Genomic DNA, 23,469 nt, shown 5'->3' on the forward strand with positions numbered 1-23,469 from the left:
ATTCGATGACGACTTCATCCATTGTTCGGCGCACTGAAGAGGATTATCTCCGTCGCCAATCAAACAACGAATGCCGGTCGATCCGGCCCGAGGAAACCCCGATGCTCTTCATCTTCAACAACAAGAATTCCATCCAGATCGCCTGGAATTCGAAACTGCCGTCGCGCCGCCCCGAGAGCCGCCTGCAGCAGCTCGATACCCGCTTCGGCCCGATCGGTTTCATCCGCACCTACAGCGTCGGTTGATAGGCCGTCAAGGCCGCCAACCGACCGCACATCAAGCCGCCATGCGAGAGCATAGGCGGCTTTGCTGTTTCCGCCATTCAGGTGCGCCGTGGTCCGTCCGCACCTCGGGAATATCCTATATCGATTCTGCCTGAGACCGTTAGCCTAAGCCCAAAACGCGAAAACCGCGCGATCTCCAGATCGACGCGGTTTGCCAAAAACGCCGGCTCGCTTGCATTTCACACTGCAAGGCTCGCTTCCTCCGGTACGCACTACCTGATCCGGAGAGGCAGGTTTGTCCCCCGCCACGTCCAGATTGATAGCCGGACATCGTTACCGGAGGGTTATTAAGAGCTTAAATAAGGATGAATCCGAAAATTTTTTGAATTTTTTTCGGCTTGCCTCGACAGACTGAAAACGGCGCGAATGGAATAAAAAAGGTCTTTGCCGGGCGCGATATTTTAGCGATGTTTAATCGCTACGGGTTCGCTTGCCTCTTCCATAACCATTTTACAGCCATGAATAGCAGAAAACAGGCTAATTCAAGCGCTTATATAAGCTTTTCGACAAGGCGTGGTAAGCCCGCACGGTCGACGGCAGGTTGATTTCTTCACTCAAATCCTTAGGCTGCATCCTGTCGATGCGAAAAAGAGCACGGTCGCGACATGGTTCGTAGCCGCATAAAGAGCAAGCGCACGACTGAAAAACAGGGGACCGGACAGACGTCGTCAGCGGCGAGTGAACGGTTGTGGTGCGACCACGCTGACGGGGGATCGGCAGGCATCATGTCTGCTGGAGTCGATTCCCGTAACTTAACGAGAACTGGGAGACATTATCCAATGAAGAAGCTCATTGCTTCCGCCATCTTTGCATTTGGTGCCTATGCTTTGGCTGGCTCGGCGCAGGCTGCGGAATGCGGCGACGTGTCAATTGCTGAAATGAACTGGGCGTCCGCCGGCGTCGCCGCGCAGGTCGACAAGATCATCCTGCAGAACGGCTATGGCTGCAACGTGACGCTGGTCACCGGCGACACGCAGCCGACCTTCGCCTCCATGGACGAGAAGGGCGAGCCCGATGTCGCGCCCGAACTCTGGGTCAATGCCGTGCGCACCGCGCTCGACAAGGCCGTTTCCGAAGGCCGCCTGATCGAGGCCGCCCCCCTTCTCAGCGACGGCGGCGTCGAAGGCTGGTGGATTCCGAAATTCATGGCCGACGCCCATCCGGATATCAAGACCGTTCAGGACGCGCTGAAGCATCCGGAACTTTTCCCCGCCCCGGAAGATTCCTCAAAGGGCGCAGTCTACAATTGCCCGTCGGGCTGGAACTGCCAGATTTCCACGGCCAATCTCTATAAGGCGCTTGGCGCCGAGAAGCTCGGCTTCACGCTGGTGGACACCGGCTCGGCCGCTGGTCTCGACGGCTCGATCGCCAACGCCTTCGAAAAGAAGACCGGCTGGCTCGGCTACTACTGGGCTCCGACCGCGATCCTCGGCAAGTACGAGATGGTGCGCCTGAGCTTCAACGTGCCGCATGACAAGAAGGAATGGGATGCCTGCACGGCCATCCAGGATTGCGCCAATCCGAAGGTCAACTCCTATCCGGTTTCCGACGTCTATACCGTCGTGACCAAGGCGTTTGCCTCCAAGGCAGGTATTGCCATGGATTACGTCAAGACCCGCAAATGGGACAACGGCACGGTCGGCAAGGTTCTGGCCTGGATGACGGACAATCAGGGCACCAACGAAGACGGCGCAAAATACTTCCTGAAGACCTACCCCGATATGTGGACCAAGTGGGTATCTCCAGAAGTAGCCACCAAGGTGAAGGCTTCGCTTTGACATGAAACGCGTGGACTGGCGGCCGGCACTGCGTCGGCCGCCAGTTCCATATTCGCAGCCGCGGCGTCGACGCCCATATCGACGGAGTAACGCGGCCTTAGGTCGCAACAAGCGCAGGATGGCGCCTTCAAATGGTGTAAAAAAATAAACAGCAGTCTGACGAACCGGTCGCAGCGCTGCCCACCATCCGCACGTGAAGGCCACACGCACGGGCTGGTCAAAACCGGACAAGAAGGGGAATTTCATGGCTATACAATGTAGTTTTTTGCCGGATGTTCTATGTAATTTTCCGGCGATCGACGACACTCTCATTCGCGCCGCGCGCAAGAATATCGATGATGGCTTCAGAGGAATAGTGCGGGCTTATGGCAATGTCATCGATGCCGTGGTTCAGCCGCTGCAATGGTTTCTGAACTATCTGGAATGGCTTTTCACCAATACGCCTTGGTTCATTGTGCTCTTCGTCATGATGGCCGTCGTCTACGCCGCCAGCCGTAATCTCAAGATCGTCGCCGGCACCGCCATTTCCATGATCCTGATTGGCGTCTGTGGCCTCTGGGGCGACACGATGGTGACCCTTGCCATGGTGACCGTCTGCACCCTGATCGCGATCGTCATCGGCCTGCCGATCGGCATTTTGATGGCCCGTTCCGATCGGCTGCAATCGATCATCAACCCTACCCTCGACGTGATGCAGACGATGCCAAGTTTCGTCTATCTCATCCCCGTCGTCGTTATTTTCGGCATCGGTAAGGTCCCTGGCCTGATCGCTGTCGTCATCTATGCCGTTCCGCCGATGATCCGGCTAACCAATCTCGGCATCCGCCTCGTTGACAAGGAAGTGCTTGAGGCAGCGGACGCCTTCGGCTCGTCGCACCGGCAGAAGCTGTTCAACGTGCAGATTCCGTTGGCGCTGCCCACCATCATGGCCGGCATCAATCAGACCATCATGATGTCGCTCGCCATGGTCGTCGTCGCCTCAATGGTCGGCGTCGGCGGGCTTGGCAAGAACACGCTGCAGGCGATCAACAACCAGTTCTTCACTGTCGGCTTCCTCAACGGCTTCGCCCTGGTCGCGATCGCCATTATTTTTGACCGCACGAGCCAGGCCTACGGCAGACGGCTCCAGAAGCACTCGGAGGTCATCCATGGCTAGTCATGCGATCCAGATCAAAAGCCTCTACAAGATCTTCGGTCCGCGTGGGCGCGACTATGTGGATGCGGTGAAAAACGGCATCGGCAAGGCCGAACTCAATGAGACGCATGGCCATGTCCTCGGCCTGCAGGATATCAATATCGATATGCCGGCCGGCGCCATTACGGTCGTCATGGGTCTCTCCGGCTCCGGCAAATCGACGCTGATCCGCCATATCAACAGGCTCATCGAACCAACCGCCGGCGAAGTCCTCTATGACGGCGTCGACGTCTGCAAGATGGGCGAAAATTCCCTTCGCGAGTTCCGCCGTCACAAGACGGCGATGGTGTTCCAGAAATTCGCCCTGCTGCCGCACCGCACGGTGATCGAAAACACCATTTACGGCCTGGACATCCAGGGCGTGGCCCGGACCGAAAGCCAGAAGAAAGGCCAATACTGGATCGAGCGCGTCGGCCTGAAGGGGTTCGAGAACCACTATCCGAACCAGCTTTCCGGCGGCATGCAGCAGCGCGTCGGCCTTGCCCGCGCGCTCACCAACGATGCCGACATCCTGTTGATGGATGAAGCCTATTCAGCACTTGACCCGCTGATCCGTGTCGACATGCAGACCGTGCTTCTCGACTTGCAGAAGGAGTTGAAGAAAACCGTCGTCTTCATCACCCACGATCTCGACGAAGCACTGCGCCTCGGCGACAAGATCGCCATTCTTAGGGACGGCAAGGTCGTGCAGCAGGGCAGCGGCCAGGAAATCGTGCTGAAACCTGCCGACGACTACATCACCGCCTTCGTCAAGGAAGTGAATCGCGGCCGCGTTATCCAGGCTCAGACGATCATGAAGCCGATTGTTGGCGAGGCGCACGGCGTACGCATATCCGGCGACATGACGCTGGAAATGGCGGCCAAACAGATGACCGACGGCGGACAGACCGCTGCCGTCGTCACCGATGCCGGTGGCCGGCCGATCGGCGCAATCGACCTGCAAACCATCATTGCCGCCATGGTGACGCCGACGACACATGAAGCGGCGCAGATGGCAGCCGCCTGAAACGAACCTCCATCGTGAAGCGAAAAAGCGCCCTACCCTGGGCGCTTTTTTCTTGTCCATCGCATTATCGGGTAACCTCTGCCTTTATCCCGGCATTGTACTCATATAAAGAAATGTTTATATCTGCATTTCAATCCGATTTATCCGACGCATTCGAGGAGACGCCATGACCGTCACAGCCAATCCCTTGACCGATCTTCTTGCCGAAAAGGGCGTGCTGCTCGCTGATGGCGCGACCGGTACCAATCTTTTCGCCATGGGCCTGGAGGCCGGTGAAGCGCCGGAACTCTGGAACGAGCAGCATCCCGAGCGGATCACCAAACTGCACCAGGATTTCGTCGACGCTGGCGCCGACATCATTCTCACCAACACCTTCGGCGGTACCCGCCACCGGCTGAAGCTGCACCATGCGCAGGACCGCGTTCACAGCTTGAACAAGCAGGCAGCCGAGATCGCCCGCGCCGTCGCCGACAAGGCTAACCGCAAGGTCATCGTCGCCGGCTCCGTCGGCCCGACCGGCGAATTGTTAATGCCGCTTGGTGCGCTGACCTATGAGGACGCCGTTGCCGCCTTCGCCGAGCAGATCGAAGGCCTGAAGGCCGGCGGCGTCGATGTCGCCTGGATCGAGACCATGTCGTCGCCGGAGGAAATCCGCGCCGCCGCCGAAGCCGCCGTCAAGGTCGGCCTGCCCTACACCTATACCGGCTCCTTCGACACCGCCGGCAAGACGATGATGGGCCTGCATCCGAAGGATATTCACGGTGTCGCCAATGATGTTGGCGAAGGCCCGCTCGCCGTCGGCGCCAATTGTGGCGTCGGCGCATCGGATATCCTCTCGAGCCTGCTCGACATGACCGATGCCGATCCTGCTGCGGCCGTGATCGTCAAGGGCAATTGCGGCATTCCGGAATATCGCGGCGCCGAGATCCACTATTCCGGCACGCCGCCGCTGATGGCCGATTACGCCCGCCTCGCCCGCGATGCCGGCGCAAAGATCATCGGCGGCTGCTGCGGCACCTCCTGCGGCCACCTCGCCGCCATGCGCGAGGCGCTCGACAGCTATACGCCCGGTCCGCGCCCGACGCTGGAAACAATCGTCGAGCGGATCGGCCCGTTGCGCAACAAGACCGCCAACGAAGGTGGCGCCGCCCCGACGCGCGAGCGCCGTCGCCGGGGATAAAAACAATCGGGCGGAATGTCCTTTAGATGGTCATTCCGCCCACATCTCGAATGATGGCATCGTCCGAAAACGATGTACATGCTGATCCTCTGAGTTCAGCTCAAAGCCTATTTTTCGCCGCCGAGGATACGGCCCTCGGTGAAATGCGGAACGACGCGGCTCTCGAACGCCTTCAGGGCCGCGCCGATTGCCTGGTGCATGTCGAGATATCGGTAGGTGCCGAGCCGTCCCCCGAAATGGACGTTGGTTTCCGCTTCCGCGCGTGCCCGGTATCGCAGGAAGACATCCTTATCCTGCCGGGTGTCGATCGGATAATAGGGCTCATCCTTTCGCTGCGCCGAGCGCGAATATTCCCTTACGATGATGGTCTTTTCCGTCTGATAGCTTCTTTCGGGATTGAAGTGGCGGAACTCGAGGATGCGCGTATAGGGGATGGTCTCATCGGCATAGTTCATGACCGCCATGCCCTGGAAATCGCCGGTGTTGACGGTCTCCTGTTCGAAATCGATCGTGCGCCAGCCCAATTCCCCTTCCGAATAGTCGAAATACCGATCGATCGGCCCTGTATAGACGATCGGTAGATTCGGCGGCAGCGAGGATTTCAGCGAAAAGAAATCAACACCAAGGGCGATATTGATCTTGGGATGCTTCAGCATCCGCTCGAAGATCGCCGTATATCCGTCGACCGGCAGACCCTCGTATTTGTCGTTGAAATATCTGTTGTCGTAGGTGTAGCGGACCGGCAGCCGCGTGATGATATGCTCCGGCAGATCGCGGGGGTCGGTCTGCCACTGCTTTGCGGTGTAGCCGCGGATGAACGCCTCGTATAAGGGCCGACCGATCAGGGAAATCGCCTTCTCTTCCAGATTCGCCGGGTTGCGCCCTGCCATCTCGGCCGCTTGGTCCGCGATCAGCGTCCGCGCTTCGGCCGGAGAAAGACGCCGGTTGAAGAACTGGGAGATGGTGCCGAGATTGATCGGCATCGAATAAACCTGATCCCGATAGGTCGAATAGACCCGATGCTTGTAATCGGTAAATCCGGTGAACCTATTCAGATAGGTCCAGACCGTTTCGTTCGGCGTATGGAAAAGATGCGCACCGTAACGGTGAACCTCAATCCCGGTCTCGCTGTCGAATTCGCTATAGGCATTACCGCCGATATGACTGCGGCGATCGATCAGAAGAACATTCTTTTGCAGTTGGTTCGCAACCCGCTCGGCAATCGTCGCGCCATAGAAACCTGCGCCGACGATCAGCAGGTCAATGTTGGAAAAATCGATCATGAAACTTTCAGGTCCCCGGGATTGGAAAGGAAATCAGCTTGCTGGCTCGGCTGCGCCCACGACACATGGCCACACAGCTGGGCGCATCAGTTCACGCCTGGAATTCTCGTGTAGGTAAACCCATAGGCATTCCAGAGCGCCGCCTGCTCGGCAATTGCAGACCGGACGTCATAGCTCGCGCCGATCGGCCGGGTATGAACGATACCGACCGCATCGATGATGCCCATGCGCGCCGCGGGCCGGCCAAGGAATGAAGGCCACAAATGATCCAGGCCATAGCCCGAAACCGCATCCTTGATGCTGCCGACGCAAATGCGCAGTGCCCGGCGCGAAAAGAGCGGGCACATGATCTCGACGAAGGGTTCGAAGCGGACGTCGCCCCCTTGGCGCTGAGCGGTTATCGGATGATTGATGTGGCAACCGGGCTCCTGGCGAAGCGATGGCTGAGCCAGATCGAGCCCGTATTTGCGCGACAAATGGAACATCTTGTTCAAATCCGATCCGCTGCATAGCAGATCGTCATCGGGCAACCAGATGCGATCGTAATCCCAAAGCGGGCTGCCTTCGTAAAACAGATCGAAGATCGGTTTGAATTTCCGTTGGTTCGGCGCATGGGTCAGGTATTCCGGCGAAACCGATGCGTCGGGGGTTTCGTCGCCGTACCAGCTTACGCAGAGATCCCAGGTGCGCGTATTGTCGTCGAGCCCGTCGAACCAGCGCGGATGCAGGGATGAACCGTTGGCGCGGACGACAACGAGATTTGCCCGGCGCGCAGCCGCCGGCGGCTGCTTGAGGAACATCGCCCGACGCGCGATATGAGGCGATGTCAGCGATACCGGATGCGGCGGATGATCGACGAGGTTCAGAATGTAGATCGCTTCGACGCCGCCAAGGACGGCGTGGCCGGCAAGCGCCACGACCACCGAATTCACGACACGAGCCGCGGTGAATACGATCGTCGGCATCCCCTGGCTGTCGAGGATGCAAAGTTTACCATTGGCCACGTACCAGTGATCCAGCGATCCGTGAAAGGCGTTGCCGACAATTCCCTCGGGGGCAAGCACGACGAACGGCAACAACTGCCGCCCGTTCAGATCGCTCAATTGCCAGAATGTGCCTGAAAGCATCTCTGCCTGCAAAGGCGGAGCATCAGCCCATTGTTCTGCAATTGCCACACGCTCCGCATGCGAAAGAGTTTGCAGATTACTCGCGGCAAATGATGTCATGGATTGCCCCTATTCCTCGGCCTGTCTGATTTTCGTCCGGCTGCCCTGGCGGGACGACACTCAATTGACGCGATGTACCTCGTACGCCTCGCCGTTCAGATTGTTGATCTGCATGACCCGGCCATCCGGAGCAGGCCGCAGCAGATCGATCATCTTCGAATTGGTCCAGTTCATAGCAGCGGATCCGTCCGCCATGGGGAACCAGGTCGCGACAGCCTGCCCGCCGACGCGGACGGTGAAATCGTTCAGGAACGTCACCTGCTGACCCGTATTGGTCGCCCAGGTGCCCACTATGCGACCGAGATTCGGAAACTGGTCCGGGGCCTGCTTCAGGTTGGTGATCACGCAAACCAGACGATCGGGACGGGATGGCCGCGTCACCACGGCGGCAAGCTCGTAGGCCGGGTCGATGCTTTTAAACAGGCCAAGCCATTGTCCGGGATGGAGAACCGCGCAATGGCTGTGTCCGTCATCGTAGCAGGCGATAACGTGATAGTTGATTCGCGCACTGCCGTGCATCTTGCGCAGGAGCTGCGGCAGCACACGCGGCTCGAAATGTTCAAGAACGTCGGCCGAGCAGCAGACATCACCCTGCGGGAGATTGTCGACGAGGACATTCGTCGTCCGGAACATGACGTTGGCCGGAAGTTCTCCCATCTGCGCTGATCGAGCCCAATCGAGCCCGATGACAGTCTCTACGCGGCGCGCGATCTCGTGCAGGAACCGGCCATTGCCGCAACCAACCTCTACGACCACTCTCGGAGATGCCATGTTGATGATATCGCAGTGATCGACCAGCCAGTTGTTTTCCTGATAGCCTTTGGCGGTGTCATGCAGGCGCTGATAGTCGTTTGCCGTGGTGTTCCGGTGGGCGACGGCGGGATCCAACCCCGATGCGTAGCCGCTGCGCAGCAATTCGGCATCGATGGCAGCCTCGGCGAGCGGATTCCCACGCATTTTCACGGCAAGCTCCGCATAGCGTATGAATGCTTCGCGCGAGGTGTTGCCGACGACCATTTCGCCGATACTTGCCGCAAGGGCAGCCTGATGCAGGGTGATAGCCGCCTGGGTTGCCGCTTCCAGCATGACATCGGCATCCGCCGCATGTCCGGCCGGGCGGACAGCTTCATTCTTTTCGGCGGCTAGACGGTCGGCAAGCTCGACGGCCTGGCGGGCGATTCTCTGCACATTGGCGAGTTCCGCCTGAGACTTGGTGAACATGCGCCTGAAGTCTTCGACCTGGCCGTATGCCCGGAAGAGCTCCTTGCGATCGTCGTGCGGCATGATTCCGGCCGGGCGGGAAATCTTCGAAAGCGCGTGGTCCACGCGCTGCTCGATGGTGGAGATATCGTAGATCGAGAAGCAGCAGTGATCGAGATAATATGCGAGAAACCTCGCCGCGCGACCATCATCGGCGGGCAAGACGGCTGAGAATGCCTTGTGAAGCTCATCGAGAGACGAGACCGCGGTCGTTGCCAGCTCATATTCGCTCGCCGCGAAAGAAAAGACCGGCTTTCCGTAAAGGAGCGCTTCCATGCCGACGCCCGAATTGGCGACGATAACGGAATTGCAGCCTTCGAGATGGCGGTGAATCGAGGCGTTGGAGACAATAACGTTCCTGAACTTCCGACGCAGATCGTCCAGCGTTTGCCCGATGACAATGCTCTCGCAAAGAGGGTGACGCTTCACGACCAGCAAGGTGTCGGTCTGATCCGCCAGCTCCGCCGCGCGATAAAGGACCTCAAGCGTATTCAGCCGGCAGAATTCCGCGACCGGGTCATCCACCTTCTGCAACGGAAAATAGACATAGGGACGAGAGACGTCGAAACTTTCCGAGGACTGATTGTATTTGGACAAATTGCGTTTGCGCAGCTCGTCGCGCAACGCTCCGATACGCTGACGCGCGGCATGGGTGTCCATGCGGTCGATTGCGGGGGCATGATTCTGCGGAAAGCGAGCAAGCGAACTCCAGCCCGAGAAACCGTTGGCATCGAAGGAATACCATCCGGCAATAGGCGTCTCCTTGATGCGCCATACATTCGGCTCGTCGCCCACCGAATGGTACGAAAGCACGATGCCGCCCTCGGGTGCATTGCGTGGCATGTGATGGACGCCACCCATGACAAGCGACATGTTCACCGAAACCGGGCGCTGCGCAAGAACGGAACACAGGCGCACGAACATCCAGCGATGGCGGTCTCCGTCCTGGGCGATTGGAAACCATGTCACTGGAACTTCGAGATCGACGGCGATGCGCCCCTGACCTGCGGCAGCCGATCCTTCCGGCGCTCCCAGAGGCATCAGTTGTTCGCCGGACACAGCGAGATTCCAGCCCGAGTTGATTTGCATAAGAAGTCCTTCCTTGACCCCACCCACTGCGCACAGGATTCCAGCCATGGCTTGCGTCAGGCTGTCTGAGAGATGTCGTGGTTGGATCGATGCCCCGTGCGGCACGGCTTAAGGGGGTCAAGGGCGGACAAGGACAGCCCCACGAAAGCAATCTCTCCTATCCAACGGCGAAGCTTGCGCTCCGAATCGCGCCGATGCCCCTGGAGAAGTCGATGTCCTCTATTGAATCCCCCGTCCTTTCGATCTGCGTTCCGACCTACAATCGGCAGTTCATGCTTGAGCGCAATGTAAGCTTCCACCTGGAGGCCTTTCGCCGGCTCGGCATTTCCTTCGAGATCGTGATCGTCGACGACTGCTCCACCGACAATACCGCTGCGTATGTGCAATCCATCTCGCATCATCCGGAAATCAATGCCTACCGGCGCGCAAGCAATGCCGGTTTTCTCAGCAACTATGCCTTCGCCATGCAGCGCGCCCGCGGCCAATACGCGGTTTTCCTTGGGGACGATGACCTGCTCATTCCGGAAAAAGTCGTCGAATATATCCGCTTGATGACGGACGACCAGCGGATCGGCATGGTGCAGGCGCCGTGGATGCTCGTCGATGGACGGCCGAGCGGCGGTGACATGCAACCCTTCTATCACCTGCCCTACCCGACGCGTCACGCGAAGGGCGATTTCCATTCGATGCTGGAATTCATTCTGGAGCGGCACGTCTTCCCAGAGTTCATGATCATCAGGCGCGATGTTCTGGCCAAGGCCATCTCCAGCCCGACGCCCTTCATCTTCTGGGCATTTCTCTATACGACCCGCGCGCTCGACAAGGCCGACATCCTCTTTATGCCGGAACCCTTCGCGCGCGTGACGGCAGTTTCCGATGACCCGCGCCTGCAGCAGGGTAACAAGGAATGCATGTTCCAGTGGGATAGCTACAGGGGCGGCCTGGAATATCTTGCCTCGCAAGCTCTTCGCGACGGCCGGCTTCCCGCCGAGTACCGGACGTCTCTAATGCAGCGCATCACGCAATTCATGCTGCAGCGTCAGGCGGTTGCGATGCGCCTGCATGTCAACGCGCAAAATTGGGTCGAGGCTTACATCATGTATCATCGCATGGCGGCCTATCATCCCGCGCCGCTGCCGCCGGAATCCTACGATCAGATCCGCAAGCTCGCCGGCATCGCGACCGCCGCAACGGAAGCAATCGCATTCAATGGCGAACCAGTGATTGTCGAGCCGATCGTCGACGACACGACGATCAATCTTCTGCCGCCATCGATCCGGGAACGCTTAAGCCGGGAAGCTCCGCAACTCGATAGGTCCGACAAGCCAAGGGCTTTCCTTCGCTTCACCCAGAACTTTCCGGCCAATCCCGGTCCCAAGGATGGGTTGTTCGATATTCTCACCTATATCGAACAGTTCGTTTGAGGCTTCCTCAGTCCGGCAGCAACGCCGTGACCGCGATAATCGGGCCGAGCGGGAATAATTCGTCCCGTCTCTGCCATTCCGGTATATCGAGGCTGGAGATGCTGCCGTCGAGGAAGAGAGCATTGGCGCAGCCGAGATCGTCACGGAACAAGGTCGCGAAATCGTGGAAGCGGACGGCGCCGTCGGACACGGCGAAGATCACCTTACCGTCCGCCGAAACGCCGACGCCGTTGCGTGTCTTGAAACTGGTGCTGTCTGCCAGGAACGACGGATGCAGCTTGCCGTCGATCACGAGCATCGGGCCGGATTGCGTTGCGTAGAACGGCTTGATGCCGGAAGCCACGAAGGCCTTGCTCTCCATGATGCCGGCATGGCCCGGCTGAATGTAGAACACGCCGTTCGGCAGCAGATGAAAATTGCCCCATCCCTTGTTGACGTTGATCGCTCTCTGCTGCCTACCTTCTTCGATATAGAGGCCCACCGGCGACTGATCGTCCCGGTACATGCCGCCATTCATGGCAAATCGAACATAGATGCGGTCCTGACGCAGATCGTCTTCCAGCGCCCGGAACGAACCATAGGGCTTGCCGCTACGGTCGTTCTGATAGAGCCGGATGCCGTCGATGGCAGGATCGAAGGTGCAGACCGTGTAGCTGTCGCCGAGATGCAGGACCTTGCGGCAGGCCTCATCGGCAAAAGCCGTGGTGGCGCAGGCGAGCAGGGCAAGGGCTATCAGCAATCGGATCAAGCGCACAACTCCGCTGCGAATTTCTCAAACATTAGAGCGCAATGGAAATGCGGCAAAAGAAGGAAATTGCTCGTCTTTTTAGGGCTTAAGTGCCGCCATGTGAAAGGCGCGCTGCGCCTGCGAATAGCGGTAGGCCGAGCCCACCGGACAGGCATTGCGCGCGAGACAACCACCAGCCATGCAGCCGGTTTTCCCTGTGTCCGTGCGCAGATGCGACCGACAGGCCGCAACATCGAAGCCGGTGGACGCAACGGCGTCGACGGGACAGGCGGTCAGGCACGGCTTTTCGGCACAATGGTCGCAGGGATGCGCAACGGCCATCCTTGCCTCTTCAATCACAGCGGCAAACCCGAGCGCACCGCGATAGCCGTGCCATAGGCCATAGTCCGGATGGATCAGGATGCCGAGCGGCGATGCCTTCAAACCTTCCGCCTGCATTGCCCATCGCTGAAAGGGCTGCCACGGCGGATCGGAGGGGAAATAGGCTGTCGCCTCGAATGCTGCGGCGATAGGCCGTATGACTGCCTTCGACCACTCGTCCAGCGGATCGTTGCGGTCGGCACTTTCGGACGATTGCCGCCACCGGGAAAACGGCTCCCAGATCGAGCCGCCGATATTGCCGAGCAGGATCACGCTCCTCGCCGGCATCCCATCGGCTAGTAGCGGCCCCTCACCTTCGCCGAAGGTAACCGTCCCGCGAACAAAAACTCCGTGCGGAGCAAGCGCCGCACGGAGTTCATCAACCATGACGGAGCCGCCGCTCATCGCGGCCCCTTATATTGATAGTGCGGCCGCCAGACCTCTTTCTGAATCAGATCGGCGACGCGTACCGCGCCGCCTTGCTCCCTGGCGGCCTCGGGCTCTCTTCAGGTGAAAGCGTCCGGCATCGAATCCTTACGCTTCTGGATGTAGGCCAGCAGCGCCTCATCGATCGCAGGATCCAGCGGCGGTGCTTCGTAGTGGTCGAGCCAGGAGCGGCAAAGCGCATTGGCACGTTCCTCGACGCGCTTCTGGCCCTCAATTTCCCACTGCTCGAAGGAGTTATTGTCAGCCAGTGCCGAACGGTAGAAGGCCGTCTGGAAATTGGCCTGCGTATGGCCGCAGCCGAGATAGTGGCTGCCGGGACCGACTTCGCGGATCGCATCCAGCGCCTGGCCATTTTCCGAAAGATCGACGCCCTCGGCCATTTTCTGCATCATGCCGAGCTGGTCCTGGTCGATCATGAACTTCTCGTAGGACGAGACGAGGCCGCCTTCGAGCCAGCCGGCGGCATGCAGCACGAAATTCGTGCCGGCAAGCAGCGTCATGTTCAGCGTGTTGGCCGATTCATGCGCCGCCTGCGCATCCGGCACCTTGGAGGCGCAGAGCGAACCGCCGGTACGGAACGGCAGGCCGAGACGGCGGGCAAGCTGGGCCGAACCGTAGGAAACCAGCGATGGTTCCGGCGTGCCGAAGGTCGGCGCGCCCGACTGCATGGAGATGGACGCAGCGAAGGTGCCGTAGAGCACCGGCGATCCCTTGCGGATCAACTGCGTGAAGGAAGCGCCGGCCAGAACTTCGGCCAGGATCTGCGTCAGCGTACCGGCAACCGTCACCGGGCTCATCGCTCCGGAGAGGATGAAGGGCGAAACGACAGAAGCCTGGTTGTGGCGCGCATAGACCTTCAATGCGCCGAGCATGGTCTCGTCGAACACCATCGGTGAGTTCGCGTTGATCAGGTTCAGCGTGACGCAATTGTTTTCGACGAAATCATCGCCGAAGACGATCTTCGCCATGGCGACTGTGTCTTCGGCGCGTTCCGGCGCAGTGACCGAGCCCATGAACGGCTTGTCGGAATATTTGATATGGCTGTAGACCATATCGAGATGGCGCTTGTTGACGGGAATGTCGACCGGCTCGCAGACCGTGCCGCCCGACGAATGGATCGACGGCGCCATATAGGCGAGCTTCACGAAATTGCGAAAATCCTCGATCGTCGCGTAACGGCGATTGCCTTCGAGATCGCGGACGAACGGCGGGCCATAGACCGGCGCGAAGATCGTCCCCTTGCCGCCGACATGGGCGTTGCGGGCGCTGTTGCGCGCATTCCAGGTGAATTCCTTCGGCGCGGTCTTCAAGAGTTCGCGGCAAAGCCCCTTCGGGAAATGGACCCGCTGCCCCTTGACGTCGGCGCCGGCTTCCTTCCAGAGCGCCAGCGCTTCCGCATCGTCGCGAAACTCGATGCCGATTTCCTCGAGCACCTTATCGGCATTGCGCTCGATAAGCTGCAGGCCCTCTTCGTCCAATACTTCGTAGACGCCGATCTTGCGGGTAATATATGGAAGCGACGGACCTGGCCCGCCGCCGCTGCGCGATGCGCGCCGCGCGGCCGCACCCCTGCCCTCGCCGCGCGAACGCCGTCCGCCACCATCGCCGCCTGCGGCCGGTTGCTCAATCATATCGTCCATGATGCTTCCTCACTCTTGCGCATGAATGCGTCTGTACATTGCCCCATGCTACCCGATTCCGTCGCACGGACATTCCTTTATGCGCCAGCGACTAGCATAGGACAGACATGGGTGGGGCGAAATTGCTTCATGTCCATCCGTCGCGATTTATCTGCACTACGTCGCTTTCGAAAAGGGTTTTGTTAGGCTTCGGGTCTATCGGTAATGATAGCAGTGTTTTATACAAACCCCTGATGCATCGCACGAAAACGGGATGGAGCGCATGTCTGACGATGAAATCATTCTCGCGGAACTTTCGGACGAGGAACTCGTGCAGCAGATGCACGATGACCTCTATGACGGACTGAAGGAGGAAATCGAGGAAGCGACCAATATCCTCCTCGAACGTGGCTGGACGCCTTACGATATCCTGACCCAGGCGCTTGTCGAAGGCATGCGCATCGTCGGCATCGACTTTCGCGATGGCATTCTCTTCGTTCCCGAAGTGCTGCTTTCCGCCAATGCGATGAAGGCCGGCATGTCGATCCTGCGGCCGCTGCTGGCCGAGACCGGTGCGCCGAAGCTCGGCAAGATGGTGATCGGCACCGTCAAGGGCGACATTCACGATATCGGCAAGAACCTCGTCGGCATGATGATGGAAGGCGCTGGTTTCGATGTCATCGACCTCGGCATCAACAATCCGGTCGAAAACTATCTCGACGCCATCGAGCGTGAACAGCCTGATATTCTTGGCATGTCGGCGCTGCTGACGACGACGATGCCCTACATGAAGGTTGTCATCGACACGCTCAAGGAAAAGGGCATGCGGGACGATTACGTGGTCCTCGTCGGCGGTGCGCCGTTGAACGAAGAGTTCGGCAAGGCGGTCGGTGCCGATGCCTACTGCCGTGACGCGGCCGTCGCGGTCGAAACCGCCAAGGACTTTATGAAGCGCAAGCACAACAGCCACGCTGCCAGCGCCTAATCACGACGAATGTCAAGGCGGCGGCATCCACAGGGTTGCCGCCGGCCGATCGGCACACCAAATCAGTTATTGAGCCGCCTTTTTGACCTTATGGCCGGCATCCTGGGTCGCGTTGACGGCGTTGGCGCTATCTCTGCCCATGCCGCGAATTGTGTTGGCGCATGAAGCGAGTGCCATGAGGATCGCGCAGGCGGCGGCGATTTTGGTCAGTGTCGGTGTAGTCATGATCGGAAGCCCTTTCGGAAATGGATATTGATCGACAAAAGGCGGAGACAACGACTCCGCGAGATAAACGCACAATCGCGCAAAAGGTTCATGTGATCGCGTGCGGTGCAATCGCGCGCGAAATATTGGCGATCGCCAGAATTAATAGCCTCGATCATATCGACCTGCACTGTCTTCCCGCCATCTATCACTCCTATCCACAGAAGATCGCGCCCGCGCTTAAAGACGCGATTGCCAATGCCCGCTCGCGCGGCTTCGAGAAGATTTTTATTGGCTATGCCGATTGCGGCACGGGTGGCGATATCGACAGGATCTGCGAGCGCGAAGGTATCGAGCGCCTCTCCGGCCCGCACTGCTATTCCTTCTTCAGCGGCAACGACGCTTTTGCCGCCCGCGACGACGACATCACCTCGTTTTTCCTCACCGATTTTTTGGCCCGCCAGTTCGAAGCCTTCGTCATCGTGCCCCTCGGCCTCGACCGGCACCCGGAGCTGAAGGAAATGTATTTCGGCAATTACCGGAAGGTCGTCTATCTCTCGCAGGAAGAGGATCCGGCGCTTCAGGAAAAGGCGAAGGCGGCGGCAGCCTATCTCGGCCTCGACTACGAATACCGCTTCACAGGCTATGGCGATCTCGCCCGCGAATTGCTGGCGGTCTGATTACGACATTGTTTTCAGCCTGCCCACTTGCGGCCGCCCCTGGACGCGGCCATGCTGAAAGCCCCGAATTCCACCGAAAAACAAGACGATGTCACTTATAGGTGACTAGAGGTTGCGGTTGAGGAGGCGGTTTCGATACCGCGTCGTTTTTTGGCATGGGCCGCGTCGCCGCAAGCGCAGTCCCCAGACCGGCGGACGTGCATTCTTGTACAAAGAGGAGAATTTTGCATGGCAGATCGCATTGTCGTCTACTGGCGGGACATTCCTGCCCAGGTCATCATCAAGAAAGGACGGCAAACGGCGAAGCGTGAATTGTCACTGCGCTTCACTGAAGCGATCGACATGTGCGCCATGCGCACCGGCGCCGCCGAGACCGACGATTATCTGGCCGAATGGCGCAAGGCCGATCCCGTGCCGGTTTCCGACGATCTGGAGGCAGAGGCAGACAGCGCCGCAAGCGAACTCGAAGCCGCCTATGATCGCGAGCGCCTGGTGGCATTGGTGAAGGCCGGAGGCCGTGACAATGGCTGATGCTGTCCAGAAACCCGGCAATGCCGCAGCGGGTGCGAAGGCAGCCAGCGGCGCCTATACGCCATCAGGTGTTTCGCCGAACCGCCGCGCCCGTCGCAAATACACCGTCCGTCTCTGGGCCGTGCGTCATTCGCGCTTCCTCGAGTGGTTTTATCATCGCTTCGCCGACGCCTTCCTCCTGCTGCATCCGCTCTGGAAGGCGATCGGCTATGGGCGCGTCGAACGGCCGATCACCGTGATCGAGCGCAATGTGAAAGGTTTTCTCTTCGATTGCCGCATGTGCGGCCAATGCGCATTGTCGTCGACCGGCATGTCCTGTCCGATGAACTGTCCGAAGCAGTTGCGCAACGGACCTTGTGGCGGCGTGCGCGCCAATGGCAATTGCGAAGTCGAGCCCGACATGCCCTGCGTCTGGGTGCAGGCCTGGAACGGCTCGCGCAACATGGTCAATGGGGACGCGATCTTGAATGTGCAGAAGCCGGTGAACCAGTCGCTGCGCGAAACATCCTCGTGGCTGCGCGTGACGGCGGAAGCTGCGGCAGCGCGCGAAGCGACGAAGAAGGAAGCCTGATCGATGGCGCATATTGATGAAAATCCGCTTGGCGCGCATCTGCCGCTCGATCCCCTGCCCGGCCATTCCTCGCTTGGGCGACTGGAGCGCGTGTTGCGTCGCGGCGAGTTCGCCGTCACGGCAGAGCTGAACCCGCCCGACAGCGCCAACCCCGAAGACGTCTACGAACGCGCCTCGATCTTCGATGGCTGGGTGGACGGGATCAACGCGGTCGATGCCTCCGGCGCCAATTGCCACATGTCCTCGGTCGGCATCTGCGCGCTGCTGACGCGCATGGGCTATGCGCCGATCATGCAGATCGCCTGCCGCGACAAGAACCGCATCGCCATTCAAGGCGACGTGCTGGGCGCTGCCGCCATGGGCGTCTGCAACATCATGTGCCTGACCGGCGACGGCGTTCAGGCCGGCGACCAGCCGGGCGCCAAACCGGTTTTCGATCTCGACTGCATGTCGCTGCTCGAAACCGTGCGCATCATGCGCGACAACGCCAAGTTCCTCTCAGGCCGTAAGCTGACGTCTCCGCCGAAAGTCTTTCTCGGCGCAGCTATCAATCCCTTTGCGCCGCCCTACGACTTTCGGCCCTATCGCCTGGCGAAGAAAATCGAGGCCGGCGCGCAGTTTGTTCAAAGCCAGTATTGCTACGACGTGCCGATGTTCCGCGACTATATGAAAAAGGTCAGGGATCTCGGTCTGGATGAGAAATGCTTCATCCTCGTCGGTGTCGGACCACTGGCTTCCGCCAAAACCGCGCGCTGGATGCGCTCGAACGTGCCGGGCGTGCATATTCCGGACGCCGTGATCAAGCGCCTCGAAGGTGCTCAGGATCAGAAGAAGGAAGGCAAGCAGCTCTGCATCGACATCATCAACGAGGTGAAGGAGATCGTGGGCGTTTCCGGCATCCATGTCATGGCTTATCGCCAGGAAGAATATGTCGCCGAGATGGTACATGAATCGGGCGTCCTGAAAGGTCGCCAGCCCTGGAAGCACGAGGCAAGCCGCACCGATGACCTCGTCGCCGAGCGGCTGGAGCATATCCGCGGCGGCATGGAGGAGAACCAGCAGCAAATGGCCGAAGCCGCCGCCCATCATCCGCCGCACCAGACGCATTGAACGAGAATATTCGCAACAGGCCCGCGGAGGAGCCGGCCTGGCTTGTAACCGAAATCATCGCACGATAGACCACCCCTATCGGGCCAACTGACCAAAGGATCAGACATGACGCGCACCATCGTTGCTTCAGCCACTCGCGAAATCATCATCGGTTTCGACCAACCCTTTTGCGTGATTGGCGAACGCATCAACCCGACGGGGCGCAAAAAGCTGGCCGCCGAGATGATCGAAGGCAATTTCGATACGGTCATCAAGGACGCGCTGGAACAGGTGGCCGCCGGCGCAACCATGCTGGACGTCAACGCTGGCGTCACCTCGGTCAACCCAAACGAGACCGAGCCGGGCCTGCTGGTGCAGACGCTGGAAATCGTCCAGGGCCTCGTCGACGTGCCGCTGTCGATCGACAGCTCGGTGACGGCCGCTATCGAGGCGGCGCTGAAGGTCGCCAAGGGCCGGCCGCTGGTCAACTCCGTCACCGGCGAGGAAGAGAAGCTCGAGGCCATCCTGCCGCTGGTGAAAAAGTACGACGTGCCCGTCGTCGCCATTTCCAATGACGAGACCGGCATTTCCATGGACCCCGATGTTCGCTTCGCCGTCGCCAAGAAGATCGTCGAACGCGCCATGGATCACGGCATCAAGCCGCATGACATCGTCGTCGATCCGCTCGTCATGCCGATCGGTGCGCTGGGCGACGCCGGCCGTCAGGTCTTCGCGCTGCTACACCGCCTGCGCAACGAGCTGAAGGTCAACACCACCTGCGGCCTCTCCAACATTTCCTTCGGCCTGCCGCACCGCCATGGCATCAACGCCGGCTTCATCCCGATGGTGATCGGTGCTGGCATGACCTCGGCGATCATGAACCCGTGCCGCCCGCAGGAAATGGAAGCCGTGCGCGCCGCCAACGTGCTGAACGGCACCGACGCGAATTGCACCAACTGGATCATGACCTATCGCGACTATAAGCCGGCAGAGGGTGGCGCGGCAGCAGCAGCCACGGCGGCGCCGGCAGCGGGCGGCGGTCGGCGTGGTGGACGCGCGGCCCGCGCTGGGGCAAGCGCAGCGAGGGAATAACGATGTATCCGAGCAGCCGGCTTTCCAACGATCTTGCGACGTTGTGGCTCCAGGCGCCCATCGTAATTGCAATGCGCACGCAGCAAATATGGATGGCAGCGATGACCGGCGGTACTTTGAACACCGCGGAATTCAACCGGATGATCTCGGAAAAGATGATGGCGGCGGCGGAAAGCGCCGTCGCCGCCAACATAGCCATCACCCAACAGAGCGTCATGGCGATAACAGCAATGGCAAAGGGCGGCAGCGCCTCATCGCGTCGCGCTGCCGATGCGGTGGCCCAAGCCGCCGTCAAGCCTTACAGCGCGCGCGTTCGCTCGAACGTGCGCCGCCTCACCAGACAGAAAGACTGATCCGTGGCCCAAGCCAGCGACAGCACGAATCCCCTCGTCCTCTTCATGCCCTCCGGCAAGCGTGGCCGTTTTGCGGTCGGCACACCGGTGCTGGAGGCAGCACGGCAGCTTGGTGTCTATGTTGAGAGCGTCTGCGGCGGCCGCGCGACATGCGGACGCTGCCAGGTGTCCGTGCAGGAAGGCAATTTCGCCAAACATAAGATCGTCTCCGCCAACGACCATCTTTCGCCGATCGGCCCCAAGGAAAGGCGCTACGCCGAAGTCCGCGACTTGCCGGATGGGCGCCGCCTCTCCTGTTCGGCCCTGATCCAGGGCGATCTGGTCATAGACGTACCGCAGGATACGGTGATCAACGCGCAGGTGGTCCGCAAGGCCGCCGACGAACGCGTCATCGCCCGCGATACGGCCGTGCATATGTGCTACGTCGAGGTCGAAGAACCGGACATGCACAAACCATCCGGCGATCTCGACCGGCTGAAAGCCGCATTGGCCGCCGACTGGAAATACGACAATCTCGAAGTCGATTTCCATATCATCCCGCAGCTGCAATCGATTCTGCGCAAGGGCGAGTGGAAGGTTACGGCCGCGATCCACCGGGATCAGGAGGGCGACCATCCGCGCCTGATCGCGCTTTATCCAGGCCTGAAGAATGAAGCCTACGGGATTGCCTGCGACATCGGCTCGACGACGATCGCCATGCATCTCTCTTCGCTGTTGTCGGGCCGAACGGTGGCATCCGCGGGCGCGTCCAACCCGCAGATCCGCTTTGGCGAAGATCTTATGAGCCGCGTTTCGTATGTGATGATGAATCCGGACGGGCGCGGCGCCATGACCAACGCCGTGCGCGAAGCGCTGAACGGACTGATCGACAAAGTCTGCGCCGATGGCGGCGTATCGCGCCAGGACATTCTGGACGCCGTCTTCGTCGGCAATCCGATCATGCACCATCTTTTCCTCGGCATCGATCCGACTGAGCTCGGCGGCGCGCCCTTCGCCCTCGCCGTCTCCGGCGCCGTGCATCTGACCGCGACTGACGTCGGCCTGCCGATGAATGCCGGCACACGCATCTATATGTTGCCCTGCATCGCCGGCCATGTTGGCGCCGATGCTGCCGCGGCAACGCTGGCCGAAGGGCCGCACCGGCAGGACGAAATGATGCTGCTGGTCGATATCGGCACGAACGCTGAAATCGTGCTCGGCAATAGCAATCGTGTCGTCGCAGCCTCCTCACCGACCGGCCCAGCCTTCGAAGGCGCCGAGATTTCCAGCGGCCAACGCGCCGCTCCCGGCGCCATCGAGCGCGTTCGGATCGATCCCATCACGCTGGAGCCGCGCTACCGTGTCATCGGCATCGAACCATGGTCGGACGAACCCGGTTTTGCGGAGGCCGCGGCCACAGTCGGGGTCACCGGCATTTGCGGCTCGGCCATCATCGAGGTGGTCGCCGAGATGTTCCTGACCGGCATCATCTCCGAAGATGGCGTCGTCGACGGCAGCATGATGGCACGCTCGCCGCGCATCCTGCAGAACGGCCGCACCTTCTCCTATCTCGTGCGCGACGGCGAACCCCGCATCACAGTGACGCAGAACGATATCCGCGCCATTCAGCTCGCCAAGGCCGCCCTTTATGCCGGCGTCAAGCTGCTGATGGACAAGCAGGGCGTCGACCATGTCGACCGCATCGGCCTTGCCGGCGCCTTCGGCACCTTCATCGACCCGAAATACGCCATGGTGCTCGGCCTGATCCCGGACTGCGTCCTCGACAAGGTGAAGGCAGTCGGCAACGCCGCCGGCACGGGCGCGCGCATGGCGCTCCTCAACCGCGGCCACCGCCGCGAAATCGAGGAAACCGTCAGCAAGATCGAGAAGATAGAGACGGCGCTTGAATCAAAGTTTCAGGAGCATTTCGTTCACGCCATGGCCCTGCCGAACAAGGTCGACGCCTTCCCGGAACTGTCGAAGGTCGTGACATTGCCGGAACGCAAGCAACTTGCTGATGATGCGAGCGGCGAAGGCGGCGGCCGCAGACGCCGCCGCAGCCGCGAGTAATACGCGACCGGCAGTGGTTATGCGGCCATTTTCCGCCCGATCTCTATGAACGCCTGCCGGATGCTGTCGGCCACCGCCTTCATCGGCCCTGTCATCTGCGATGCCGTCAGCAGGCGAATGTCGAAGGATGTGAGTTCCGGCAGCCCCTCATTCTGCCCAAGGATTTCCATGTCCTCCGTGACGTAGGAGCGCGGGAACGGCGCCACCGCCAAGTCCGAAACCACGGCGGCGCGCTGCGCCATCGTATGTGCGCTGAGGTAGGAAACACGATATGGCCGCTTGTGCCGCTCTAGTTGCGCCAAGGCTTCCGATCGCCAGATGCAGCCGTCTTCCCAAATCGAGATCGGCAATGGATCGCGGCGGTAAGCCGTACCGCATTTTGCGCCGGCCCAGACCAAGCGCTCGGTATATATAACCTCACCATCGGTCGGGAAAGGCCGCGTCGCGCAGTTGATCAGGGCCAAATCCAGCCGCTGCTCCTCGATGCGCTTCTTCAACTGAAGACTCATGTCGACGGTAACATCGACCATGATGCCCGGATAACTCTCCGAAAAACTCCTCAAAATGCTCGGCAGCAGGCGCTCACCGATATCGTCGGGCGCGCCAAGCCGCACGACGCCGCTAAGCTCCGGCATGATGAAGCGCGACACGGCCTCGTTGGATAGAGCCAGGATGTTGCGGGCATAGGAAAGCAGCATTTCGCCATGCTGCGTCAGGCTGACGGAACGCGCGTCGCGCAGGAACAGCGTCACGCCGAGTTGCTCTTCCAGCTTCTTGATCTGCATCGAGACGGCGGACGGCGTGCGATAGACCGCATCGGCGGCGGTCGAAAAATTGCCGGTTTCGGCAATGGCGACGAAGGTGCGCAGAACTTCATTGTCGAGCAACGGTATGGGCCGGCGAAACGGTACGGTCATAACGGCATCCTTCAATTTTTCTGATTTTAAGCACCATATCATTTCATTTGTCTGAATGTCAACGAAGCACCATATTAGGTCTAACGGAATTGATAGAGG

Annotated in this window: 22 protein-coding genes; 14 read left to right on the forward strand and 8 right to left on the reverse strand. The window is 59.9% G+C overall.

Translation table 11 applies throughout. The annotated features are described in order from the left end of the window. Nucleotides 1-101: 101 nt before the first annotated feature. The 5 genes from N2601_RS08450 to bmt all read left to right on the forward strand — a co-directional run bounded on the left by N2601_RS08450 (nucleotide 102) and on the right by bmt (nucleotide 5,443). Nucleotides 102-245: a hypothetical protein gene (locus tag N2601_RS08450; protein WP_162950158.1), complete on the forward strand. Its 144-nt coding sequence runs from the start codon at nucleotides 102-104 to the stop codon at nucleotides 243-245. Nucleotides 246-1,063: 818 nt separating this feature from the next. After that, the gene (locus tag N2601_RS08455; protein WP_104823386.1) at nucleotides 1,064-2,062 is read left to right on the forward strand and encodes an ABC transporter substrate-binding protein; all 999 of its coding nucleotides are present in this window, start codon (nucleotides 1,064-1,066) and stop codon (nucleotides 2,060-2,062) included. A gap of 244 nt (nucleotides 2,063-2,306) precedes the next feature. Next, nucleotides 2,307-3,218 (forward strand): ABC transporter permease, encoded by a 912-nt coding sequence (locus N2601_RS08460; protein ID WP_104823387.1) that lies wholly within the window; start codon nucleotides 2,307-2,309, stop codon nucleotides 3,216-3,218. Then, nucleotides 3,211-4,263, forward strand: coding sequence for a quaternary amine ABC transporter ATP-binding protein (locus N2601_RS08465; protein ID WP_104823388.1), 1,053 nt, complete (start codon nucleotides 3,211-3,213; stop codon nucleotides 4,261-4,263). The genes N2601_RS08460 and N2601_RS08465 overlap by 8 nt, the downstream gene beginning before the upstream one ends. Before the next feature lie 166 nt (nucleotides 4,264-4,429). Beyond that, nucleotides 4,430-5,443 carry a betaine--homocysteine S-methyltransferase gene (bmt, locus tag N2601_RS08470; protein ID WP_104823389.1) on the forward strand — a complete coding sequence of 338 codons (1,014 nt, stop codon included), beginning with the start codon at nucleotides 4,430-4,432 and terminating at the stop codon, nucleotides 5,441-5,443. Nucleotides 5,444-5,550: 107 nt separating this feature from the next. Here bmt and glf read toward each other — a convergent pair whose 3' ends face one another. The 3 genes from glf to N2601_RS08485 all read right to left on the reverse strand — a co-directional run bounded on the left by glf (nucleotide 5,551) and on the right by N2601_RS08485 (nucleotide 10,301). Then, the gene (glf, locus tag N2601_RS08475) at nucleotides 5,551-6,726 is read right to left on the reverse strand and encodes a UDP-galactopyranose mutase (RefSeq protein WP_104823390.1); all 1,176 of its coding nucleotides are present in this window, start codon (nucleotides 6,724-6,726) and stop codon (nucleotides 5,551-5,553) included. 86 nt (nucleotides 6,727-6,812) lie between these two features. Next, nucleotides 6,813-7,952, reverse strand: a complete 1,140-nt coding sequence (locus tag N2601_RS08480; RefSeq protein WP_260303885.1) for a DUF707 domain-containing protein — start codon at nucleotides 7,950-7,952, stop codon at nucleotides 6,813-6,815. Between the two features lie 60 nt (nucleotides 7,953-8,012). Next, nucleotides 8,013-10,301, reverse strand: coding sequence for a capsular polysaccharide export protein, LipB/KpsS family (locus tag N2601_RS08485; RefSeq protein WP_158704460.1), 2,289 nt, complete (start codon nucleotides 10,299-10,301; stop codon nucleotides 8,013-8,015). Nucleotides 10,302-10,513: 212 nt separating this feature from the next. Between N2601_RS08485 and N2601_RS08490 the strand changes: the two genes are divergently transcribed. Then, on the forward strand, nucleotides 10,514-11,725 hold the full coding sequence (locus N2601_RS08490) for a glycosyltransferase family 2 protein (RefSeq protein ID WP_158704461.1): 1,212 nt from the start codon (nucleotides 10,514-10,516) through the stop codon (nucleotides 11,723-11,725). A 7-nt stretch (nucleotides 11,726-11,732) separates the two neighbouring features. Here N2601_RS08490 and N2601_RS08495 read toward each other — a convergent pair whose 3' ends face one another. From N2601_RS08495 to N2601_RS08505, 3 genes are all read right to left on the reverse strand, one after another. Next, on the reverse strand, nucleotides 11,733-12,473 hold the full coding sequence (locus N2601_RS08495) for a phosphodiester glycosidase family protein (RefSeq protein ID WP_104823394.1): 741 nt from the start codon (nucleotides 12,471-12,473) through the stop codon (nucleotides 11,733-11,735). Nucleotides 12,474-12,551: 78 nt separating this feature from the next. Continuing rightward, nucleotides 12,552-13,220 (reverse strand): ferredoxin, encoded by a 669-nt coding sequence (locus N2601_RS08500; RefSeq protein WP_445944995.1) that lies wholly within the window; start codon nucleotides 13,218-13,220, stop codon nucleotides 12,552-12,554. A gap of 119 nt (nucleotides 13,221-13,339) precedes the next feature. Next, a complete protein-coding gene (locus tag N2601_RS08505; protein ID WP_104823396.1) occupies nucleotides 13,340-14,920 on the reverse strand; it encodes a trimethylamine methyltransferase family protein in 1,581 nt (526 codons plus the stop codon). 262 nt (nucleotides 14,921-15,182) lie between these two features. Here N2601_RS08505 and N2601_RS08510 point away from each other — a divergent pair, with 262 nt between their 5' ends. Continuing rightward, nucleotides 15,183-15,884 (forward strand): corrinoid protein, encoded by a 702-nt coding sequence (locus tag N2601_RS08510; protein ID WP_104825124.1) that lies wholly within the window; start codon nucleotides 15,183-15,185, stop codon nucleotides 15,882-15,884. 66 nt (nucleotides 15,885-15,950) lie between these two features. On the opposite strand, the gene N2601_RS08515 is transcribed toward N2601_RS08510, so the two are convergent. Then, nucleotides 15,951-16,109: an entericidin domain-containing protein gene (locus tag N2601_RS08515; RefSeq protein WP_104823397.1), complete on the reverse strand. Its 159-nt coding sequence runs from the start codon at nucleotides 16,107-16,109 to the stop codon at nucleotides 15,951-15,953. A gap of 20 nt (nucleotides 16,110-16,129) precedes the next feature. Between N2601_RS08515 and N2601_RS08520 the strand changes: the two genes are divergently transcribed. The 7 genes from N2601_RS08520 to N2601_RS08550 all read left to right on the forward strand — a co-directional run bounded on the left by N2601_RS08520 (nucleotide 16,130) and on the right by N2601_RS08550 (nucleotide 22,453). Continuing rightward, on the forward strand, nucleotides 16,130-16,768 hold the full coding sequence (locus N2601_RS08520; RefSeq protein WP_104823398.1) for a DUF1638 domain-containing protein: 639 nt from the start codon (nucleotides 16,130-16,132) through the stop codon (nucleotides 16,766-16,768). Between the two features lie 228 nt (nucleotides 16,769-16,996). Next, nucleotides 16,997-17,299 carry a virulence factor gene (locus tag N2601_RS08525; protein WP_104823399.1) on the forward strand — a complete coding sequence of 101 codons (303 nt, stop codon included), beginning with the start codon at nucleotides 16,997-16,999 and terminating at the stop codon, nucleotides 17,297-17,299. Then, nucleotides 17,292-17,870, forward strand: coding sequence for a methylenetetrahydrofolate reductase C-terminal domain-containing protein (locus N2601_RS08530; RefSeq protein ID WP_104823400.1), 579 nt, complete (start codon nucleotides 17,292-17,294; stop codon nucleotides 17,868-17,870). Before N2601_RS08525 ends, N2601_RS08530 begins: the two co-directional genes overlap by 8 nt. 3 nt (nucleotides 17,871-17,873) lie before the next feature. Continuing rightward, nucleotides 17,874-18,980 carry a methylenetetrahydrofolate reductase gene (locus N2601_RS08535; RefSeq protein ID WP_104823401.1) on the forward strand — a complete coding sequence of 369 codons (1,107 nt, stop codon included), beginning with the start codon at nucleotides 17,874-17,876 and terminating at the stop codon, nucleotides 18,978-18,980. A 105-nt stretch (nucleotides 18,981-19,085) separates the two neighbouring features. Then, nucleotides 19,086-20,051 carry a methyltetrahydrofolate cobalamin methyltransferase gene (locus N2601_RS08540; protein ID WP_104823402.1) on the forward strand — a complete coding sequence of 322 codons (966 nt, stop codon included), beginning with the start codon at nucleotides 19,086-19,088 and terminating at the stop codon, nucleotides 20,049-20,051. 92 nt (nucleotides 20,052-20,143) lie between these two features. Continuing rightward, nucleotides 20,144-20,404, forward strand: coding sequence for a hypothetical protein (locus N2601_RS08545; RefSeq protein WP_245463841.1), 261 nt, complete (start codon nucleotides 20,144-20,146; stop codon nucleotides 20,402-20,404). Between the two features lie 45 nt (nucleotides 20,405-20,449). Beyond that, complete coding sequence (locus tag N2601_RS08550; protein WP_104825125.1) at nucleotides 20,450-22,453, forward strand: ASKHA domain-containing protein; 2,004 nt, start codon at nucleotides 20,450-20,452, stop codon at nucleotides 22,451-22,453. A gap of 17 nt (nucleotides 22,454-22,470) precedes the next feature. Here N2601_RS08550 and N2601_RS08555 read toward each other — a convergent pair whose 3' ends face one another. Beyond that, nucleotides 22,471-23,412, reverse strand: coding sequence for a LysR family transcriptional regulator (locus N2601_RS08555; RefSeq protein WP_199773475.1), 942 nt, complete (start codon nucleotides 23,410-23,412; stop codon nucleotides 22,471-22,473). Nucleotides 23,413-23,469 lie beyond the last annotated feature (57 nt).

The sequence above is a fragment of the Rhizobium sp. CB3060 genome, assembly GCF_025200735.1.
Classification (GTDB): Bacteria; Pseudomonadota; Alphaproteobacteria; order Rhizobiales; family Rhizobiaceae; genus Rhizobium.

What these genes read in the sequence shown, in the direction of transcription:
- N2601_RS08450 (WP_162950158.1), top strand. Translation starts at nt 102, where the DNA reads ATGCTCTTCATCTTCAACAACAAGAATTCCATCCAGATCGCCTGGAAT.
- bmt (WP_104823389.1), top strand. Translation starts at nt 4,430, where the DNA reads ATGACCGTCACAGCCAATCCCTTGACCGATCTTCTTGCCGAAAAGGGC.
- N2601_RS08460 (WP_104823387.1), top strand. Translation starts at nt 2,307, where the DNA reads ATGGCTATACAATGTAGTTTTTTGCCGGATGTTCTATGTAATTTTCCG.
- N2601_RS08520 (WP_104823398.1), top strand. Translation starts at nt 16,130, where the DNA reads ATGGATATTGATCGACAAAAGGCGGAGACAACGACTCCGCGAGATAAA.
- N2601_RS08480 (WP_260303885.1), bottom strand. Translation starts at nt 7,952, where the DNA reads ATGACATCATTTGCCGCGAGTAATCTGCAAACTCTTTCGCATGCGGAG.
- N2601_RS08555 (WP_199773475.1), bottom strand. Translation starts at nt 23,412, where the DNA reads ATGATATGGTGCTTAAAATCAGAAAAATTGAAGGATGCCGTTATGACC.
- N2601_RS08455 (WP_104823386.1), top strand. Translation starts at nt 1,064, where the DNA reads ATGAAGAAGCTCATTGCTTCCGCCATCTTTGCATTTGGTGCCTATGCT.
- N2601_RS08510 (WP_104825124.1), top strand. Translation starts at nt 15,183, where the DNA reads ATGTCTGACGATGAAATCATTCTCGCGGAACTTTCGGACGAGGAACTC.
- N2601_RS08515 (WP_104823397.1), bottom strand. Translation starts at nt 16,109, where the DNA reads ATGACTACACCGACACTGACCAAAATCGCCGCCGCCTGCGCGATCCTC.
- N2601_RS08535 (WP_104823401.1), top strand. Translation starts at nt 17,874, where the DNA reads ATGGCGCATATTGATGAAAATCCGCTTGGCGCGCATCTGCCGCTCGAT.
- N2601_RS08465 (WP_104823388.1), top strand. Translation starts at nt 3,211, where the DNA reads ATGGCTAGTCATGCGATCCAGATCAAAAGCCTCTACAAGATCTTCGGT.
- N2601_RS08485 (WP_158704460.1), bottom strand. Translation starts at nt 10,301, where the DNA reads ATGCAAATCAACTCGGGCTGGAATCTCGCTGTGTCCGGCGAACAACTG.
- N2601_RS08545 (WP_245463841.1), top strand. Translation starts at nt 20,144, where the DNA reads ATGGCAGCGATGACCGGCGGTACTTTGAACACCGCGGAATTCAACCGG.
- N2601_RS08505 (WP_104823396.1), bottom strand. Translation starts at nt 14,920, where the DNA reads ATGGACGATATGATTGAGCAACCGGCCGCAGGCGGCGATGGTGGCGGA.
- N2601_RS08490 (WP_158704461.1), top strand. Translation starts at nt 10,514, where the DNA reads ATGTCCTCTATTGAATCCCCCGTCCTTTCGATCTGCGTTCCGACCTAC.
- N2601_RS08500 (WP_445944995.1), bottom strand. Translation starts at nt 13,220, where the DNA reads ATGGTTGATGAACTCCGTGCGGCGCTTGCTCCGCACGGAGTTTTTGTT.
- N2601_RS08525 (WP_104823399.1), top strand. Translation starts at nt 16,997, where the DNA reads ATGGCAGATCGCATTGTCGTCTACTGGCGGGACATTCCTGCCCAGGTC.
- N2601_RS08540 (WP_104823402.1), top strand. Translation starts at nt 19,086, where the DNA reads ATGACGCGCACCATCGTTGCTTCAGCCACTCGCGAAATCATCATCGGT.
- glf (WP_104823390.1), bottom strand. Translation starts at nt 6,726, where the DNA reads ATGATCGATTTTTCCAACATTGACCTGCTGATCGTCGGCGCAGGTTTC.
- N2601_RS08530 (WP_104823400.1), top strand. Translation starts at nt 17,292, where the DNA reads ATGGCTGATGCTGTCCAGAAACCCGGCAATGCCGCAGCGGGTGCGAAG.
- N2601_RS08550 (WP_104825125.1), top strand. Translation starts at nt 20,450, where the DNA reads ATGCCCTCCGGCAAGCGTGGCCGTTTTGCGGTCGGCACACCGGTGCTG.